Raw genomic sequence first — 16,025 nt, 5'->3', positions numbered from 1 at the left:
TCGTGAAAATGTTATGCTTTAAGTAAAATCAAGAAGGACGAATCATATGCTAGATGCGAAAGTAAGAGCATTTCTTCAGCGTAAAGGCTTTATGCTAGCCAATAAGAAGCTTTTGATAGGTGTTTCAGGCGGGCCTGATTCATTGGCCCTTCTTCATTATTTATGGAGCAAAAAAGAGGCGTTAAATCTTCAAATTTTCGCTGCTCATGTTGATCACATGTTTAGAGGAGAGGAATCGTTAGCAGAAGCAAAATTCGTTCAGCATTTTTGCGAAGCTAGAAAGATTCCGTTTGAAATGGAACAAGTGAATGTTCCGTTATACATACAAGAAACAGGAAAAAGCTCACAGATTGCAGCGAGAGAGTGCAGATACCGCTTTTTTGAAAAAGTAATGAATAAACATAAAACAGATTATCTCGTATTAGGCCACCACGGTGATGATCAAGTTGAAACCATTCTTATGAGGCTAACAAGAGGGAGTTCGGGGGAAGCTAGAGCTGGAATAGCCTTTTCAAGACCTTTTGGCAATGGGCAAATTCTCCGCCCCTTTTTATGTCTCAATAGATGGCAAATAGAAAAGTATTGTCTGGAGCATGATTTGGACCCGCGGCAGGATCCCAGCAATGAAAAGGGGATATACAGCCGAAACCGTTTTCGCAAGGAAATTATGCCTTTCCTAAGAAAGGAAAATCCACAGGTTCACGAGCATTTTCAGCGTTTTAGCGAAGAAATTCAAAGCGATGAGTTTTTTTTGCAGGAATTAACTGTCCAAAAAATGAATAAAGTAATGGAAAAGAAATCTGCTCAGGAAATAATCCTAAATATAAAGGAATTTCAAGCAATGCCAATGCCTTTACAAAGGAGAGGTATTCAACTAATATTAAACTATCTTTATAAGAAAAAACCTGCGTCTTTATCTGCATTACATACAGAAAATGTTTTTTCATTAATGAGCAGTCCTCATCCATCCGGAACCCTTCATTTCCCAAACGGTTTGAATATTGTACGTTCATACGAAAGATGCCATTTTCTATTTCGTTCTCATTCCGTACAATCTTATCGTTTTGAAATAGCTGAACCCGGAAAGATTAAGTTGCCTAACGGCAGCAGTATAGCATTTGAATATACGAATGGTTCAGATGGGAGCTTGAAGCCTCATACCCTTCTAATAGATCGGAACTCCATCTCCTTGCCGATTATTATTCGCACAAGAGAAAATGGTGACCGTATGACATTGAAAGGGATGCAGGGGTCCAGGAAGGTAAAGGACATTTTCATAGATAAGAAGGTGCCGTTGCAGAAGCGAAACACTTGGCCGATTGTAACGGATAGCAAAGGTGAAATCTTATGGATACCAGGGATAAAGGAATCCCAGTATTCCATCGGTTCCCATCCTGATTCTAGTTATATCCTTTTATCTTATATGGAAAAATGATTTTGAATGTATGACAGTAAGTATAAAATTACATTTTATTACTAGCAATGATCTTCTAGGGGGCTCACGAAAGATGAAAAATGATATTGAAAAGGTACTAATTTCAGAAGAAGAAATTCAGGCGAAAATAAAAGCCCTTGCTGCTGAGCTGACAGAGGAGTACAAGGAACGCTTTCCCCTTGCCATTGGCATTTTAAAAGGGGCAATGCCTTTTATGGGTGATCTGTTAAAGCGTATGGACACATATTTAGAAATGGACTTTATGGATGTTTCCAGCTACGGGAATTCCACTGTTTCTTCAGGAGAGGTCAAAATTGTAAAAGATTTGGATACTTCAGTTGAAGGCAGGGACATTCTAATTATTGAAGATATTATTGATAGCGGCTTAACGTTAAGCTACTTAGTTGATTTATTCCGCTACCGTAAGGCAAAGTCCATCAAAATTGTCACTTTACTTGATAAACCAACAGGACGGAAGGCTGATCTTCATGCAGATTATGTTGGCTTTATTGTTCCTGATGAATTTGTTGTAGGCTATGGTTTGGACTACGCTGAAAAGTACCGCAACCTGCCATATATTGGCGTACTGAAGCCAGAAATATATAGTAACAACAATTAAGTTAAGAAACCAAGTTCATGACGATGAAGCTTCATAAGCATCTAGAATATTCCGAGTAATAAGAAGGGTAATTCCTTGAATTGTCGCAATTCACTATGCTACTATACATTATAGTTTGTTAACTGTGGGAGGAGGTAAGGGATGAATCGGATCTTCCGGAACACCATCTTTTATTTATTGATATTTTTAGTCATTATAGGTGTTGTCAGCTTTTTTAACGGCAATAATGAGCCGACTGAACAAATTTCTTACGATAAATTTGTCACTTACTTAGAAAGTGGAGAAATAAAGTCAATCACCATGCAGCCGGAAAGAGGCGTTTATGAAGTAAGAGGCCAGCTTGAAGGCTATGAAAAGGGAAAGTATTTCCTAACTTACGTGGTGAATAGTGATAATATCCTTGACCGTATTGATGCACTTGCTAAAGAATCGGAAGTAGATTTTCAGCCAGCGAAGGAAACGAGCGGCTGGGTCACATTTTTCACGTCCATTATTCCATTTATCATCATCTTCATTTTATTCTTCTTCTTGCTGAACCAAGCACAGGGCGGTGGCAGCCGTGTAATGAATTTCGGTAAAAGTAAAGCAAAGCTTTATGATGAGAGTAAAAAGAAAGTCCGCTTTAAAGATGTGGCGGGTGCAGATGAGGAAAAACAGGAGCTTGTAGAAGTTGTTGAATTCTTGAAGGACCCAAGAAAGTTCTCTGAATTAGGCGCAAGAATTCCTAAAGGGGTTTTGTTAGTTGGACCTCCAGGAACGGGTAAAACATTACTTGCACGTGCTGTTGCAGGTGAAGCAGGTACACCGTTCTTCTCCATTAGCGGATCAGATTTCGTTGAAATGTTTGTCGGGGTCGGTGCCTCACGTGTCCGTGATTTATTTGAAAATGCGAAAAAGAATGCACCATGTATTATCTTTATTGATGAAATTGATGCGGTTGGCCGTCAGCGTGGCGCCGGTCTTGGCGGCGGTCATGATGAACGTGAACAAACGCTTAACCAGTTACTAGTTGAAATGGATGGATTCGGTGCAAATGAAGGGATTATTATCATTGCAGCGACAAACCGTCCAGATATCTTGGACCCAGCCTTGCTTCGTCCAGGACGTTTTGACCGTCAAATCACAGTGGACCGCCCTGATGTGAAGGGTAGAGAAGCTGTTCTTAAAGTGCATGCTAGAAATAAACCTTTGGATGATTCAGTGAACCTGAAGGCGATTGCACAACGCACACCGGGCTTTTCTGGCGCAGATTTAGAGAATTTATTAAACGAAGCCGCACTTGTTGCAGCTCGTTCAAATAAGAAAAAGATAGATATGATCGATATTGATGAAGCGACAGACCGTGTTATTGCCGGTCCTGCTAAGAAAAGCAAAGTCATCTCGAAAAAGGAAAGAAATATCGTTGCGTTCCATGAAGCTGGCCATGTTGTAACTGGGGTTGTTCTTGAGGATGCAGAAATGGTCCATAAAGTTACTATTGTCCCTCGTGGCCAGGCAGGCGGATATGCTGTTATGCTTCCGAAAGAAGACCGATTCTTTATGACGAAGCCGGAGCTTCTTGACAAAATTGTCGGATTGCTTGGCGGACGTGTTGCTGAGGAAATTGTATTCGGTGAAGTAAGTACTGGAGCCCATAATGATTTCCAGCGTGCAACTGGAATTGCACGCAGAATGGTTACTGAATTTGGAATGAGCGATAAGCTCGGTCCGCTGCAATTCGGTCAATCACAGGGCGGCCAAGTATTCTTAGGCAGAGATTTCAACAATGATCAGAATTATTCTGATGCCATTGCCTATGAAATTGACCTAGAAATTCAGCGTATTATTAAAGAAAGCTATGAAAAGGCAAGAAAGGTTCTTACAGAAAATCGCAAGAAGCTTGATCTAATTGCCAATACCCTGCTTGAGGTTGAAACGCTTGATGCGGAGCAAATTAAGCATTTAATGGATCATGGATCACTGCCGGATCGCCCTGTCTCTAAGGAAGATGACGCATCTTCCAATGACGTTAAAGTAAATATTAACATCAATAAAGACGACAATGCGGTCACTGGAGAGATCCCTGAGACAAGAGAAAATTCATCGCCTGCGGAAATGGAAAACCCACCTGCAATTGGCGAAGATAAAAAGGAATAGTCTGGTAAAGGCGCCCGTTTTGGGCGCTTTTTTGTTTCTCATTACACCATCTCATTCAAGTTATGTTATGATGTTTTCAGTGAAAAAGCTGTTAAAACTCAAATATAAAAGTGGTGAGAATATTGATATTTGTTTTTGATATAGGGAACACGAATATGGTATTAGGTGTATATGATAGAGACGAGCTTAAATACCATTGGCGAATAGAGACAAACCGGCACAAAACAGAAGATGAATACGGGATTGTGATCAAGTCCCTGTTTGAACATGTGAATCTAACCTTTGCCGATATAAATGGAATTATTATTTCTTCAGTTGTCCCGCCAATCATGACAGCTCTAGAGCGAATGTGTGAAAAGTATTTTCATATTAAACCGCTGATTGTCGGTCCTGGAATCAAGACAGGATTAAATATTAAATATGAAAACCCAAGAGAGGTTGGAGCGGACCGAATCGTTAATGCCGTTGCAGCGATTCATGATTATGGCAGCCCGCTTATTATTGTCGACTTTGGCACAGCTACAACCTACTGTTATATTAACGAAAAGAAACAGTACATGGGCGGCGCCATTGCCCCTGGTATTGGCATTTCAACGGAGGCCCTATATTCTAGGGCAGCTAAGCTTCCTCGAATTGAAATTGCGCGTCCAGAGGGTATTATTGGGAAGAATACTGTTTCTGCCATGCAGGCAGGAATTTTATTTGGTTATGTTGGCCAAGTAGAGGGAATTGTAAAAAGGATAAAAGAACAGGCAAAAGATAGCCCTACGGTAATTGCTACTGGGGGATTAGCAGGGTTAATTGCGAAAGAATCAGCCGCTATTGATATCGTTGATCCATTTTTAACACTAAAAGGACTGCAGTTGATTTATAAGCGTAATATGGAAACCGCAAAATAAAAAACAGCGTGTGATAGCAACTGAAAGGGGTTTACAAATGAGTGATTATTTAGTGAAGGCCATTGCGTATAACGGACAAGTTCGCGCATATGCCGTTCGTACGACAGAGACGATTGGAGAAGCACAAAGACGGCACCATACATGGCCGACTGCGTCTGCCGCACTAGGCAGGGCAATGTCCGCAGGTGTGATGATGGGAGCTATGTTAAAAGGTGAAGAGAAAATCACCATCAAAATTGAAGGCGGCGGTCCAATCGGCCCCATTTTAGTAGATAGTAATTCCAAAGGTGAGGTGCGCGGGTATGTGACCCATCCTCAAACCCATTTTGACTTAAATGAACAAGGCAAGCTTGATGTCCGCCGCGCGGTCGGCACTACGGGGACTTTAACGGTTATTAAGGATATCGGAATGAAGGAAAACTTCTCAGGTCAGGTTCCGATTGTTTCAGGTGAATTAGGAGAAGATTTCACATATTACTTCGTCACTTCGGAGCAAACACCATCATCCGTAGGGGTAGGCGTTCTAGTCAATCCGGACAACACGATCCTTGCTGCAGGCGGATTTATTTTGCAGCTAATGCCTGGAACGAAAGACGCGACGATCAGTCAAATTGAAAATAGATTAAAAACAATTCCGCCAGTATCTAAGCTAATTGAACAGGGTTTAACACCTGAGGAGTTGTTGGAGGAGCTTCTAGGAAAAGAAAATATTAAAATCTTAGAAAAACTGCCTGTATCCTTTACTTGCACATGTTCAAAAGAGAGATTTGGAAATGTAATCACTAGTTTAGGCGATGAGGAAATACAGGATATGATTGAAAAAGAAGGAAAAGCAGAAGCACAATGCCATTTCTGCAATGAAATATATCATTATTCAAAAGATGAATTAGAGGAATTAAAAAGAAAAGCAGAGTAGACGGCTTTGGAGGAGAGTGAATTGAAGAAGGAGAGGTTGAAGAAGGATAAGCTGCGTTTCATTATTGTTGGGCTCATTTTGCTAAATGGCTTAACGATTGCTTTTTTTCTTGCAAAAGGCAGCTCAGTTAATCATGAAACTGTGGCGACTGTTGGGAAAGAGAAGATTACTCGTCAAGAATGGCTAGATGAAATGGAATCACGATATGGGAAAGAGGTTTTAATAGAGCTTATTGACCAAAAGGTGATTGAAACAGCCGGGAAAAAGTACGAAGTTAAAATATCAGATAAAGCAGTTGAACGTGAATTAACGATGTTCAAAACGATGTACGGGTCATCCGGAGGCTACCAAGCGTCTGACGAGAATAAATGGAGACAGCAAATAAAAAGCAGTCTTATGCTCGAGGAACTTTTGACAAGGGACGCAAATATCCCGGAAAAAGAAATAAAAAGTTATTACGAAAAAAATAAAAGCCAGTTTAACTTGCCTGACGCCTATCACATTTCTCAAATCATTGTCAAAACAAAGAAAGAGGCAGACCAGACGATAAAGGAATTAGAACAAGGCTCTAGCTTTTCTGTATTGGCAATGGAGCGCTCGATTGATGAATTCACAGCTAATTTTGGCGGAGATGCCGGGTATATTAACGAGGATACTGAACGCTATTCAAAGGCCTTAATTGATGTAGTTAAAAACCTTAAATCAGGCAAATGGAGCCAGGCAATCAAGGTGGATGATGGTTATGCCATTGTCATGCTTCACGAGCAAGTCAGAGGAAAAGAATACTCCTATAAGGAAGTGAAAGACCAAATCCGCCGACAAATTGCACTAGAGCAAATGGATTCACCTGTTTCTGCAAGGCCACTTTGGGATGAGTTAGATGTAGAATGGTTTTATGGAAAAACGGAAGCACATTAGTATACCTTTAGAGATGACTCGGGACGAACAGAGTCATCTTTTTTCGTGCGGAAATTAATTGTGGACAGGCATGATTTCAGTTGAAGAAGGATAGCTTAATGAAGAATAGGCGAAAGTATGAATTTTTGTATAAATAAGCCTTTTTTCATAGAAAACATTTGACATGGACGCCTATAAGTATTAAATTTTAATTAAACCAATAAATATACTCGGATTAAGGAGTGGGGAAAATGCCTCGTTTAGCAAATTCAATTGCAGAATTAGTAGGTCAAACACCGATTGTGAAGCTTAACCGACTTGTAGATGAAAATAGCGCAGATGTGTATGTCAAATTAGAATATATGAACCCTGGAAGCAGTGTAAAGGATCGGATCGCCTTAGCTATGATTGAAGCAGCAGAAGAGAGTGGTGCCTTGAAGGAAGGTTCAACCATTATTGAGCCTACGAGCGGCAACACTGGAATTGGTCTTGCGATGATTGCAGCCGCAAAAGGCTATAAGGCTGTCCTTGTCATGCCGGAAACAATGAGTATGGAGCGCCGCAATCTTCTTCGTGCCTATGGTGCTGATCTAGTGTTAACTCCAGGACCTGAAGGAATGAATGGGGCGATCCGCAAAGCTGAAGAGCTGGCGAAGGAGCATGGCTACTTTATGCCTCAGCAATTCGAAAATCCGTCCAACCCAGAAATTCATCGCCGTACAACGGGTAAAGAAATTGTCGAGCAGATGGGCGACCAGCTTGATGCCTTTATTTCAGGTATCGGTACGGGTGGAACAATCACAGGTGCGGGCAGCGTACTTCGTGAAAAATACGATAATGTAAAGATTTATGCTGTTGAACCAACTGATTCACCAGTTCTTTCCGGTGGAAAGCCTGGTCCGCATAAAATCCAAGGAATTGGTGCTGGATTCGTTCCAAAGGTTCTTAATACGGAAATCTATGATGAAGTCCTTAAGATTTCGAATGATGAGGCATTTGAATATGCACGTCTTGCAGCGAAGGAAGAAGGAATTCTTGGCGGAATTTCATCAGGAGCAGCTATCTCGGCAGCGTTAAAAGTAGCGAAAGAACTTGGTAAAGGGAAAAAGGTTCTTGCTATCCTTCCAAGTAACGGGGAACGTTATTTAAGCACACCGCTTTATCAATTTGAAACAGAATAATTAATGTAAAAGCAGTAGCTTAAAGTAGAGGCTGCTGCTTTTTGTATTTTTATCTGCGCCATCTTCATGTATGATGGAAAAAGATAAATATGTAGAGGTGAAAATCCTATGAAAAAATTCAACATACACGCCAAGAAAATTCATTTTTCTTTTGATCAATTTTATAAGCAATACCGGCATTTAGCTGAAGGTAAGCAGCATCATGTCATATTGGAAAGCGGGAGAGGGGGACAATACAGCATCGCTGCCTTTGACCCTGATGCCGTGCTAATCGGGAAACAATCGAAATTAGAAGTGATCCAATCAGATGGAAAACAGGTGCTAGAAGGCAACCCCCTTCACTTGCTGAAAGATTGGATGAGCCAGTTCGAAGTTGAAAGAGTAGATGGACTGCCTGACTTCCAAGGCGGAGCCATTGGATTGATCAGCTATGATTACGGCCGTTATATTGAGCGCTTGCCTAATATTGCAGAAGATGATCTGCAAATCCCTGATATCCATTTTTTAACTTTTAAAGAATGGTTTGTGTTTGATAAAGTACATAATGTTTTATGGATCATGTTTTTGTATGGGGAAAATAAAGATGAGCAATCATTGGAAGAGAAAGCTTCAGTGTGGGAGTCTCGTTGGACGGAAGAATATCCTCCATTACTTAAAAACAAACCTCGGAATGTAGAGGACAAGCTTGATGTTTCCGTAAGTGAAGGGGAATTTATTCAAGCTGTTGAAAAGGTGCAGGACTATATCTCTCGGGGAGATGTTTTCCAAGTCAACCTTTCTGTTCGTCAAAGCCGGCCAATTCGGGTTGAGGGCATTGATGTTTATGACCAGCTAAGGGTGCTCAATCCATCTCCGTATATGGGCTATTTTCACACGCCTGAGTACCAGCTTGTCAGCGCTTCCCCTGAATTATTAATTAAGAAAAATAATCAGGAAGTAAGCACTCGTCCAATCGCCGGCACTCGTTCTCGGGGCAGAGATGAGGCAGAGGATCTGAAGCTAGCGAATGAACTCATTGAAAATGAAAAAGAGCGGGCTGAGCATGTGATGCTTGTCGACCTAGAAAGAAATGATCTTGGGCGCGTTTGTGCTTTTGGCTCCGTTGAAGTAAACGAATTCATGGTCATCGAAAAATACTCTCATGTCATGCACATCGTTTCAAATGTGAGAGGAGAGCTTGCTGAAGGCAAGGATGGCTTTGACTTAATAGATGCTGTATTCCCAGGGGGAACAATTACAGGTGCTCCGAAAATCCGGACGATGGAAATTATTGAGGAGCTGGAGCCTGTAACGAGAGGGCCATATACTGGTTCATTAGGATGGATTAATTTTAACGGGGATGTTGAACTGAATATCATCATCCGCACGATGATTGTGAAAGATGGAAAAGCACATGTACAAGCAGGTGCTGGAATAGTTATTGATTCAAATCCAAAAAATGAATATGAAGAATCCTTGAAAAAAGCCATTGCCCTTTGGAAAGCGAAAGAAATGGCTGAACAGGAAGCAGGTGCATCAGAATGATTCTGATGATTGATAATTATGATTCATTTACGTATAACCTTGTTCAATATCTTGGCGAGATTGGCGAAGAATTACTTGTGAAAAGAAACGATGAAATCACCATTGAAGGGATTGAGGAGCTGAAGCCAAAGTTTCTGATGATCTCACCGGGCCCATGCAGTCCGAATGAAGCGGGTATAAGCTTAGAAGTGATTGAGTCATTTGCTGGCAAGATCCCGGTATTCGGCGTATGTCTTGGGCATCAATCGATTGCACAGGTGTTTGGCGGGGATGTTGTTCAGGCTGAAAAACTCATGCACGGGAAAACGTCTGATATTTATCATGATGGAAAAACTATTTTTGAAGGTTTGCCTAATCCATTTCCAGCAACAAGGTATCATTCATTAATCGTTAAAAAGGAAACCCTTCCTTCATGCTTAGAAGTGTCTGCATGGACCTCTGAGGGGGAAATAATGGCTGTCCGTCATAAAGAGCTTCCTGTTGAGGGTGTGCAATTCCATCCGGAGTCGATTATGACCGAGGCGGGGAAGGATTTACTAAAGAACTTTCTTCACTCTTATGGCAGATAGGGGGAGTGGCAATTGTATTTATATATGAATGGCGAGCTGGTTCGGAAGGAAGAGGCGTTTATTTCTCCATTCGACCATGGCTTTCTGTATGGGATGGGCTTGTTTGAAACGTTCAGAACATATAGTGGTCATCCATTTTTATTGGACGATCATTTGGAACGGTTGAACAATAGTTTGGATGTGTTAAATATTCATGTCCGATACACTCGTGAGGAAATCTTACAGGCCCTTCAGCTCCTTCTAAAGGTGAATAAATTAGAGGATGCATATTTTCGGTTAAATGTATCTGCGGGAATAGGGGAGATCGGGCTGCAAACAGAACCATACGATCACCCCAATTTGATTATTTTTGCAAAGCCTCTTCCTCCAAGGAATCCGATGCAGGAGAAAAAGGCAGTGACACTAAGATTAAAGCGCAATACACCTGAAGGATATGAAAGGCTAAAATCACACCATTATTTAAATAATATTTTAGCTAAAAGAGAAATAGGCAATTCCTCTGATTCTGAAGGGGTTTTTCTAACGAAGGAAGAGTTCTTGGCTGAGGGTGTTGTTTCGAATCTGTTTTGGATAAAGGATCATATTCTTTTCACGCCGGCAGTGGAAACGGGCATTTTAAATGGGATTACAAGACAGTTTGTTATCAAGATGGCTAATTTTATTGGGTTCGATATTCAAGAGGGCTTTTTTACAGTAGATCAGGCTTTAGAGGCAGACGAAATGTTTGTCACAAATTCCATCCAAGAAATTGTTCCAATCTCCTCGTTTGATGGGAAGGAAATGCCTGGAGCGTCAGGAGCAAAGGTAAAGGCTCTCCAAGAGCTTTATGAGCAGCAATGTACAAGGCTGTGGAGCAGACAAGATGTTTGAGGAGGTTTTGTCCTTGAAAAATGAAATTCAATGTGGACCTTATACATTAGATTACAGCAAGAAAACACTTATTATGGGAATCTTAAATATGACCCCTGATTCTTTTTCAGATGGCGGAAAGTTTAACCGCATGGATGAAGCGGTGGAGCGCGCTTTTCAAATGGTAAAGGACGGGGCTGATATTATTGATATTGGCGGGGAGTCAACACGTCCGGGATTCGATCCTGTGACAGTGGAGGAAGAGCTGGAAAGGGTCATCCCAGTGATAGAGGCTATCTCAAAAGAAGTAGAAGTTCCGATTTCAATTGACACATATAAAGCGGAAGTGGCTAGGCAATCGATTAAAGCCGGCGCTCACATTATAAATGATATATGGGGGGCAAAGGCTGATCCTGATATGGCCGGGGTTGCTGCCGATTTGCAGGTGCCGATTATATTAATGCACAATCGAACGAATATTGATTATACCGATTTTTATCGAGATGTTGTAAATGACTTATTTGAAAGCATTACTTTAGTGAAAAATGCTGGAGTTAAGGACGACAATATTATTTTAGATCCAGGCATTGGTTTTGCGAAAGGTTTAACCTATGACCTTGAAATGATGAAAAACCTGGATAAGCTCGTTTCATTAGGCTACCCAGTCCTATTAGGAACCTCCCGAAAATCTATGGTAGGGAAAGTTCTTGATCTGCCTATTGAAGAGCGGCTGGAAGGAACAGGTGCAACCGTTTGCTACGGAATTGAAAAAGGATGCCAGATTATCCGTATTCATGACGTTAAGGAAATGAAGCGAATGGCTGTTATGATGGATGCGCTTGTTGGGAAGGGGAGCTGATCTCGATGGATAAAATCACCTTAAAGAAAATGGCTTTTTACGGCTACCATGGTGTTTTTCCTGAGGAAACCTGCCTTGGTCAGCGCTTTTATGTAGATTTGGCAGTAGAGACGGATTTAAAAAAAGCTGGAGAAACGGATAATCTTAAGGACTCTATAAATTATGCTGAGCTTTATCAAGTTTGCAAGGATATTGTTGAAGGGAAGCCTTTTAAACTTGTAGAGGCTGTAGCTGAAAAGATTGCCGGGGAAATGCTTCATCATTTTGATACTATTTCCCAAGTGACCGTAAGAGTGATTAAGCCCGACCCTCCCATTCCTGGCCACTATGAATCGGTAGCAGTTGAAATCACAAGGAGCAGGGATAATGATTAATGAAGCTTACATAGCTTTAGGCTCGAATATCGGGGATCGGTTTGAGAGCTTAAAAGACGCTATTAAAAGTATTAATTCGGTGCCGAGTATACAGGTGGTAAATGTTTCATCCATTTACGAAACAGATCCGGTCGGATATGAAGAGCAGGATCAATTTTTGAACATGGTTATTCAAGTGAAAACAGACTTAAGCCCTTTTGAATTACTTAGCACCTGCTTAGAAATTGAAAACGACCTTGGCAGAAAAAGGGATATTAGATGGGGTCCTCGGACGATTGACCTTGACATTTTGCTGTATAATCAAGAGAATATTATTTCAGAGAAATTAACTGTTCCCCATCCTCGGATGCATGAAAGAGCCTTTGTCATCATTCCTCTTTTAGAGATTCATTCCGGCATCAAGCTTCCGACGATGGACACTCCTCTTCAAGATGCTTTAGAGGAAATTCCTGATAGAGAGGGAGTACGGATATGGAAGCAGATAAATGGGGAAGACGTATTCGCGCTTTTCGAAAATTGAAAGGCTATACACAAGAAGGATTTGCAAAAGGGTTAGGTGTATCTGTTTCCATTCTTGGAGAGATTGAAAGAGGAAACCGTATGCCTGCACCGGATTTAATAGAGCGGATTGCTGGCTTGCTAAATATTACCCTTGAAGATTTAGCGCCTCCTGAGGAAAATGAGTAATTATAGTCTGTAGTTTTTTAAGAAGGAGGTTGTGTCATTTGTTTAAGATTGGCGACATTGGGCTAAAAAACCGAGTCGTACTTGCCCCAATGGCTGGAGTATGCAACTCGGCATTCCGTCTGACTGTGAAAGAATTTGGCGCTGGACTAGTGTGCGCTGAAATGGTCAGTGATAAAGGAATTGTTTTGAAAAACGAAAAGACGATGAATATGCTTTATATAGATGAACGTGAAAAACCGCTAAGTTTGCAAATTTTCGGCGGTGAAAAAGAAACCTTGATTGAAGCGGCTCAATTTGTAGATAAAAATACAAATGCCGACATCATTGATATTAATATGGGCTGCCCTGTTCCGAAAATCACCAAATGTGATGCTGGGGCAAAGTGGCTGCTGGACCCGGACAAAATTTATGAAATGGTCTCGGCTGTAACGCAAGCAGTGGAGAAACCAGTTACTGTTAAGATGCGGATGGGCTGGGATGAAGATCATATTTACGCTGTCCGCAACGCTCAAGCTGTTGAAAGTGCCGGAGGAAAGGCCGTAGCTCTACATGGCCGTACACGTGTGCAAATGTATGAAGGAAAGGCGAATTGGGATATCATTCGTGAAGTAAAGCAGAACCTTAACATTCCTCTGATCGGAAATGGAGATGTTCAGACTCCTCAGGATGCGAAGCGAATGCTCGAGGAAACTGGTTGTGACGGAGTTATGATAGGCCGAGCCGCACTAGGGAATCCATGGATGATTTATCGTACTGTTAAGTATTTGGAAACAGGGGAATTAATGGGGGAACCAAGTGTTCGCGAAAAAATCGATGTATGCATCCTTCACCTTGACCGCTTGATTGCTTTGAAAAATGAGAATATAGCTGTCCGTGAAATGCGAAAGCATACAGCATGGTACTTAAAAGGAATCCGCGGAAACGCAAATGCAAGAAACGCCATCAATACTAGCGAAACAAGAGAGGATCTTGTTACCTTGCTGAATGCGATTGTTATAGACGCAGAAGAGAAGGAGCAAAGCCAAGTACAAGCTGGGTAAAGTTTGACATCACTAGCTTCTTTAACTATAATACTTTTGATACAAAGAGGACTGCCAGTGTATAAGCTGGCAGTTTTTATTCTATTTAAAAACTTTATTGGTGTGTGTGCTGCTTACTTTGTGTAAAATAATAAAAGTATATAGACTTTTAGATAACAGTTTTATGCTTTACATAAAAAGATTTGCAAATTGGAGATGATACAAGTGAGTCAGAATCATGAGGAATTAAATGACCAACTCATAGTCAGAAGGGAAAAAATGAATAGCCTGCGCGAGAAAGGGCTAGATCCATTTGGGAAGAGATTTGAACGTTCCCATCAGTCTCAGGAATTAATTGATCAATATGGAGAACTTGAAAAAGAAGAATTAGAGGAAAAAAACATTTCAGTCACAATTGCTGGACGTATTATGACAAAGCGCGGAAAAGGTAAAGCTGGATTTGCGCATATTCAAGACTTAACTGGCCAAATTCAAATCTATGTCCGTTTGGATTCTGTAGGGGAAGAGAGCTATGACATTTTCGATTCTGCCGATCTCGGAGATTTAGTTGGAGTATCCGGAACGCTTTTTAAAACAAAAGTAGGAGAGCTTTCTATAAAAGTACAAGCGTTTGAGCTATTAACGAAAGCTTTACGTCCACTTCCTGATAAGTTCCACGGACTTAAAGATGTAGAACAGCGCTATCGCCAGCGTTATTTAGATTTAATTATGAGTGAAGATAGTAAAAAGACGTTTGTGGCGCGCAGCCGTATTATTCAATCTATGCGCCGTTACCTAGATAGTCAAGGATATTTAGAAGTTGAAACGCCAATGATGCATTCTATTGCCGGCGGTGCATCAGCTCGTCCATTTATTACTCACCATAACGCATTAGATATGGAGCTCTTTATGAGAATAGCAATTGAGCTGCATTTAAAGCGTCTAATTGTAGGCGGCTTAGAAAAGGTTTATGAAATTGGCCGGGTTTTCCGAAACGAAGGGGTTTCGACTCGCCATAATCCTGAATTCACGATGATTGAACTATATGAGGCTTATGCTGATTACCGCGATATCATGAGTCTAACAGAAAACTTAATCGCCCATATCGCGCAAGAAGTGCTCGGAACAACTACTGTTCAGTATGGAGAATACGAAGTAGACCTTAAACCTGAGTGGAAACGACTCCATATGGTTGACGCTATTAAGGAATATACAGGAGTAGACTTCTGGAAAGAGATGTCTAAGGAAGAAGCTCATGCTTTAGCGAAGGAACATGGAGTTGAAGTAACGGAGCACATGCTTTACGGCCATATCGTAAATGAATTCTTTGAGCAAAAGGTAGAAGAAAAGTTAATTCAGCCAACATTCATTTTCGGCCATCCGGTAGAAATTTCTCCTCTTGCTAAGAAAAATGAGGAAGACTCAAGATTTACAGATCGTTTTGAATTGTTCATTGTGGCTCGCGAGCATGCGAATGCATTTACAGAATTAAATGATCCAATCGATCAAAGAGAGCGTTTTGAAGCTCAGTTAAAAGAACGTGAACAGGGCAATGATGAAGCTCATATGATGGATGACGATTTTATTGAGGCATTAGAATATGGTATGCCTCCTACAGGTGGATTAGGGATCGGGATTGACCGCCTCGTTATGTTATTAACGAATTCTCCATCTATTAGAGATGTACTTCTTTTTCCGCTCATGCGTCATCGTTAATAAAATACTAAAGGCAAGGCACACTAAAAAGGTGCTTTGCCTTTTTTATTGAAGATAGCCCTTTTTTACGGGGAGGAAATAATATGAATATTTTTACTTCCATATTATCCGAAAAAAATTTAAAAACCTATTGCACAATAGTATTTATGGTGGTATATTTATATCCGTTGCCGCAAAACGGCAGCAAAAAAAGATGAAAAAAGTTGTTGACTCAGCTTTTTGAATCTGCTATTATTAAAAAGTCGCTTCTGAGCGACAAGATAGTTCTTTGAAAACTGAACGAACAAAAACGTCAACGTTTTAGTCTTTTTATCAAAAAGACATTTATGAGCTAATCAACTCAAC

At 40.9% G+C, this 16,025-nt stretch carries 16 protein-coding genes; all 16 read left to right on the top strand.

The genetic code is table 11. The features are described from left to right. Window positions 1-46: 46 nt before the first annotated feature. Window positions 47-1,435, top strand: a complete 1,389-nt coding sequence (gene tilS / locus AR328_RS21615; RefSeq protein ID WP_066301902.1) for a tRNA lysidine(34) synthetase TilS — start codon at window positions 47-49, stop codon at window positions 1,433-1,435. A gap of 73 nt (window positions 1,436-1,508) precedes the next feature. Next, window positions 1,509-2,054 carry a hypoxanthine phosphoribosyltransferase gene (gene hpt, locus AR328_RS21610; RefSeq protein WP_066301900.1) on the top strand — a complete coding sequence of 182 codons (546 nt, stop codon included), beginning with the start codon at window positions 1,509-1,511 and terminating at the stop codon, window positions 2,052-2,054. Window positions 2,055-2,195: 141 nt separating this feature from the next. After that, window positions 2,196-4,190 carry an ATP-dependent zinc metalloprotease FtsH gene (gene ftsH / locus AR328_RS21605; RefSeq protein ID WP_066301897.1) on the top strand — a complete coding sequence of 665 codons (1,995 nt, stop codon included), beginning with the start codon at window positions 2,196-2,198 and terminating at the stop codon, window positions 4,188-4,190. A gap of 122 nt (window positions 4,191-4,312) precedes the next feature. Continuing rightward, entirely contained in the window at window positions 4,313-5,089 is a 777-nt protein-coding gene (locus AR328_RS21600; protein WP_191969130.1) for a type III pantothenate kinase, read from the top strand. 37 nt (window positions 5,090-5,126) lie between these two features. Next, window positions 5,127-6,005: an Hsp33 family molecular chaperone HslO gene (hslO, locus tag AR328_RS21595; protein WP_066301894.1), complete on the top strand. Its 879-nt coding sequence runs from the start codon at window positions 5,127-5,129 to the stop codon at window positions 6,003-6,005. 21 nt (window positions 6,006-6,026) lie between these two features. Next, complete coding sequence (locus tag AR328_RS21590) at window positions 6,027-6,923, top strand: peptidyl-prolyl cis-trans isomerase (protein ID WP_231735077.1); 897 nt, start codon at window positions 6,027-6,029, stop codon at window positions 6,921-6,923. A 230-nt stretch (window positions 6,924-7,153) separates the two neighbouring features. Continuing rightward, complete coding sequence (gene cysK / locus AR328_RS21585; RefSeq protein WP_066301889.1) at window positions 7,154-8,083, top strand: cysteine synthase A; 930 nt, start codon at window positions 7,154-7,156, stop codon at window positions 8,081-8,083. 108 nt (window positions 8,084-8,191) lie between these two features. Further along, complete coding sequence (locus AR328_RS21580) at window positions 8,192-9,607, top strand: anthranilate synthase component I family protein (protein ID WP_066301886.1); 1,416 nt, start codon at window positions 8,192-8,194, stop codon at window positions 9,605-9,607. Further along, the gene (gene pabA, locus AR328_RS21575) at window positions 9,604-10,176 is read left to right on the top strand and encodes an aminodeoxychorismate/anthranilate synthase component II (RefSeq protein WP_066301883.1); all 573 of its coding nucleotides are present in this window, start codon (window positions 9,604-9,606) and stop codon (window positions 10,174-10,176) included. The genes AR328_RS21580 and pabA overlap by 4 nt, the downstream gene beginning before the upstream one ends. 12 nt (window positions 10,177-10,188) lie before the next feature. Next, a complete protein-coding gene (pabC, locus tag AR328_RS21570; protein ID WP_066301881.1) occupies window positions 10,189-11,046 on the top strand; it encodes an aminodeoxychorismate lyase in 858 nt (285 codons plus the stop codon). Continuing rightward, complete coding sequence (gene folP, locus AR328_RS21565; RefSeq protein WP_066301879.1) at window positions 11,039-11,884, top strand: dihydropteroate synthase; 846 nt, start codon at window positions 11,039-11,041, stop codon at window positions 11,882-11,884. The genes pabC and folP overlap by 8 nt, the downstream gene beginning before the upstream one ends. A gap of 5 nt (window positions 11,885-11,889) precedes the next feature. Further along, window positions 11,890-12,258, top strand: a complete 369-nt coding sequence (gene folB, locus AR328_RS21560; protein WP_066301876.1) for a dihydroneopterin aldolase — start codon at window positions 11,890-11,892, stop codon at window positions 12,256-12,258. Next, on the top strand, window positions 12,251-12,778 hold the full coding sequence (folK, locus tag AR328_RS21555; RefSeq protein ID WP_066301874.1) for a 2-amino-4-hydroxy-6-hydroxymethyldihydropteridine diphosphokinase: 528 nt from the start codon (window positions 12,251-12,253) through the stop codon (window positions 12,776-12,778). The genes folB and folK overlap by 8 nt, the downstream gene beginning before the upstream one ends. Then, on the top strand, window positions 12,730-12,945 hold the full coding sequence (locus AR328_RS21550; RefSeq protein ID WP_066301871.1) for a helix-turn-helix domain-containing protein: 216 nt from the start codon (window positions 12,730-12,732) through the stop codon (window positions 12,943-12,945). Before folK ends, AR328_RS21550 begins: the two co-directional genes overlap by 49 nt. Before the next feature lie 38 nt (window positions 12,946-12,983). Next, window positions 12,984-13,985, top strand: a complete 1,002-nt coding sequence (gene dusB, locus AR328_RS21545) for a tRNA dihydrouridine synthase DusB (RefSeq protein WP_066301868.1) — start codon at window positions 12,984-12,986, stop codon at window positions 13,983-13,985. 195 nt (window positions 13,986-14,180) lie between these two features. Then, entirely contained in the window at window positions 14,181-15,680 is a 1,500-nt protein-coding gene (gene lysS / locus AR328_RS21540) for a lysine--tRNA ligase (protein ID WP_066302068.1), read from the top strand. Window positions 15,681-16,025: the final 345 nt, after the last annotated feature.

It is taken from the genome of Bacillus sp. FJAT-29937, assembly GCF_001509555.1.
In the GTDB taxonomy this organism is placed as follows: domain Bacteria; phylum Bacillota; class Bacilli; order Bacillales; family Cytobacillaceae; genus Cytobacillus.
Note: the sequence above shows the minus strand (reverse complement) of the source record. Positions and strands in the feature narration are given on the sequence as shown.

Bases quoted from the DNA above. Each gene is read 5' to 3' on its own strand.
- hslO (WP_066301894.1), top strand. From the start codon at position 5,127: ATGAGTGATTATTTAGTGAAGGCCATTGCGTATAACGGACAAGTTCGC.
- cysK (WP_066301889.1), top strand. From the start codon at position 7,154: ATGCCTCGTTTAGCAAATTCAATTGCAGAATTAGTAGGTCAAACACCG.
- folB (WP_066301876.1), top strand. From the start codon at position 11,890: ATGGATAAAATCACCTTAAAGAAAATGGCTTTTTACGGCTACCATGGT.
- AR328_RS21550 (WP_066301871.1), top strand. From the start codon at position 12,730: ATGGAAGCAGATAAATGGGGAAGACGTATTCGCGCTTTTCGAAAATTG.
- tilS (WP_066301902.1), top strand. From the start codon at position 47: ATGCTAGATGCGAAAGTAAGAGCATTTCTTCAGCGTAAAGGCTTTATG.
- ftsH (WP_066301897.1), top strand. From the start codon at position 2,196: ATGAATCGGATCTTCCGGAACACCATCTTTTATTTATTGATATTTTTA.
- folP (WP_066301879.1), top strand. From the start codon at position 11,039: ATGTTTGAGGAGGTTTTGTCCTTGAAAAATGAAATTCAATGTGGACCT.
- hpt (WP_066301900.1), top strand. From the start codon at position 1,509: ATGAAAAATGATATTGAAAAGGTACTAATTTCAGAAGAAGAAATTCAG.
- pabA (WP_066301883.1), top strand. From the start codon at position 9,604: ATGATTCTGATGATTGATAATTATGATTCATTTACGTATAACCTTGTT.
- lysS (WP_066302068.1), top strand. From the start codon at position 14,181: ATGATACAAGTGAGTCAGAATCATGAGGAATTAAATGACCAACTCATA.
- AR328_RS21580 (WP_066301886.1), top strand. From the start codon at position 8,192: ATGAAAAAATTCAACATACACGCCAAGAAAATTCATTTTTCTTTTGAT.
- folK (WP_066301874.1), top strand. From the start codon at position 12,251: ATGATTAATGAAGCTTACATAGCTTTAGGCTCGAATATCGGGGATCGG.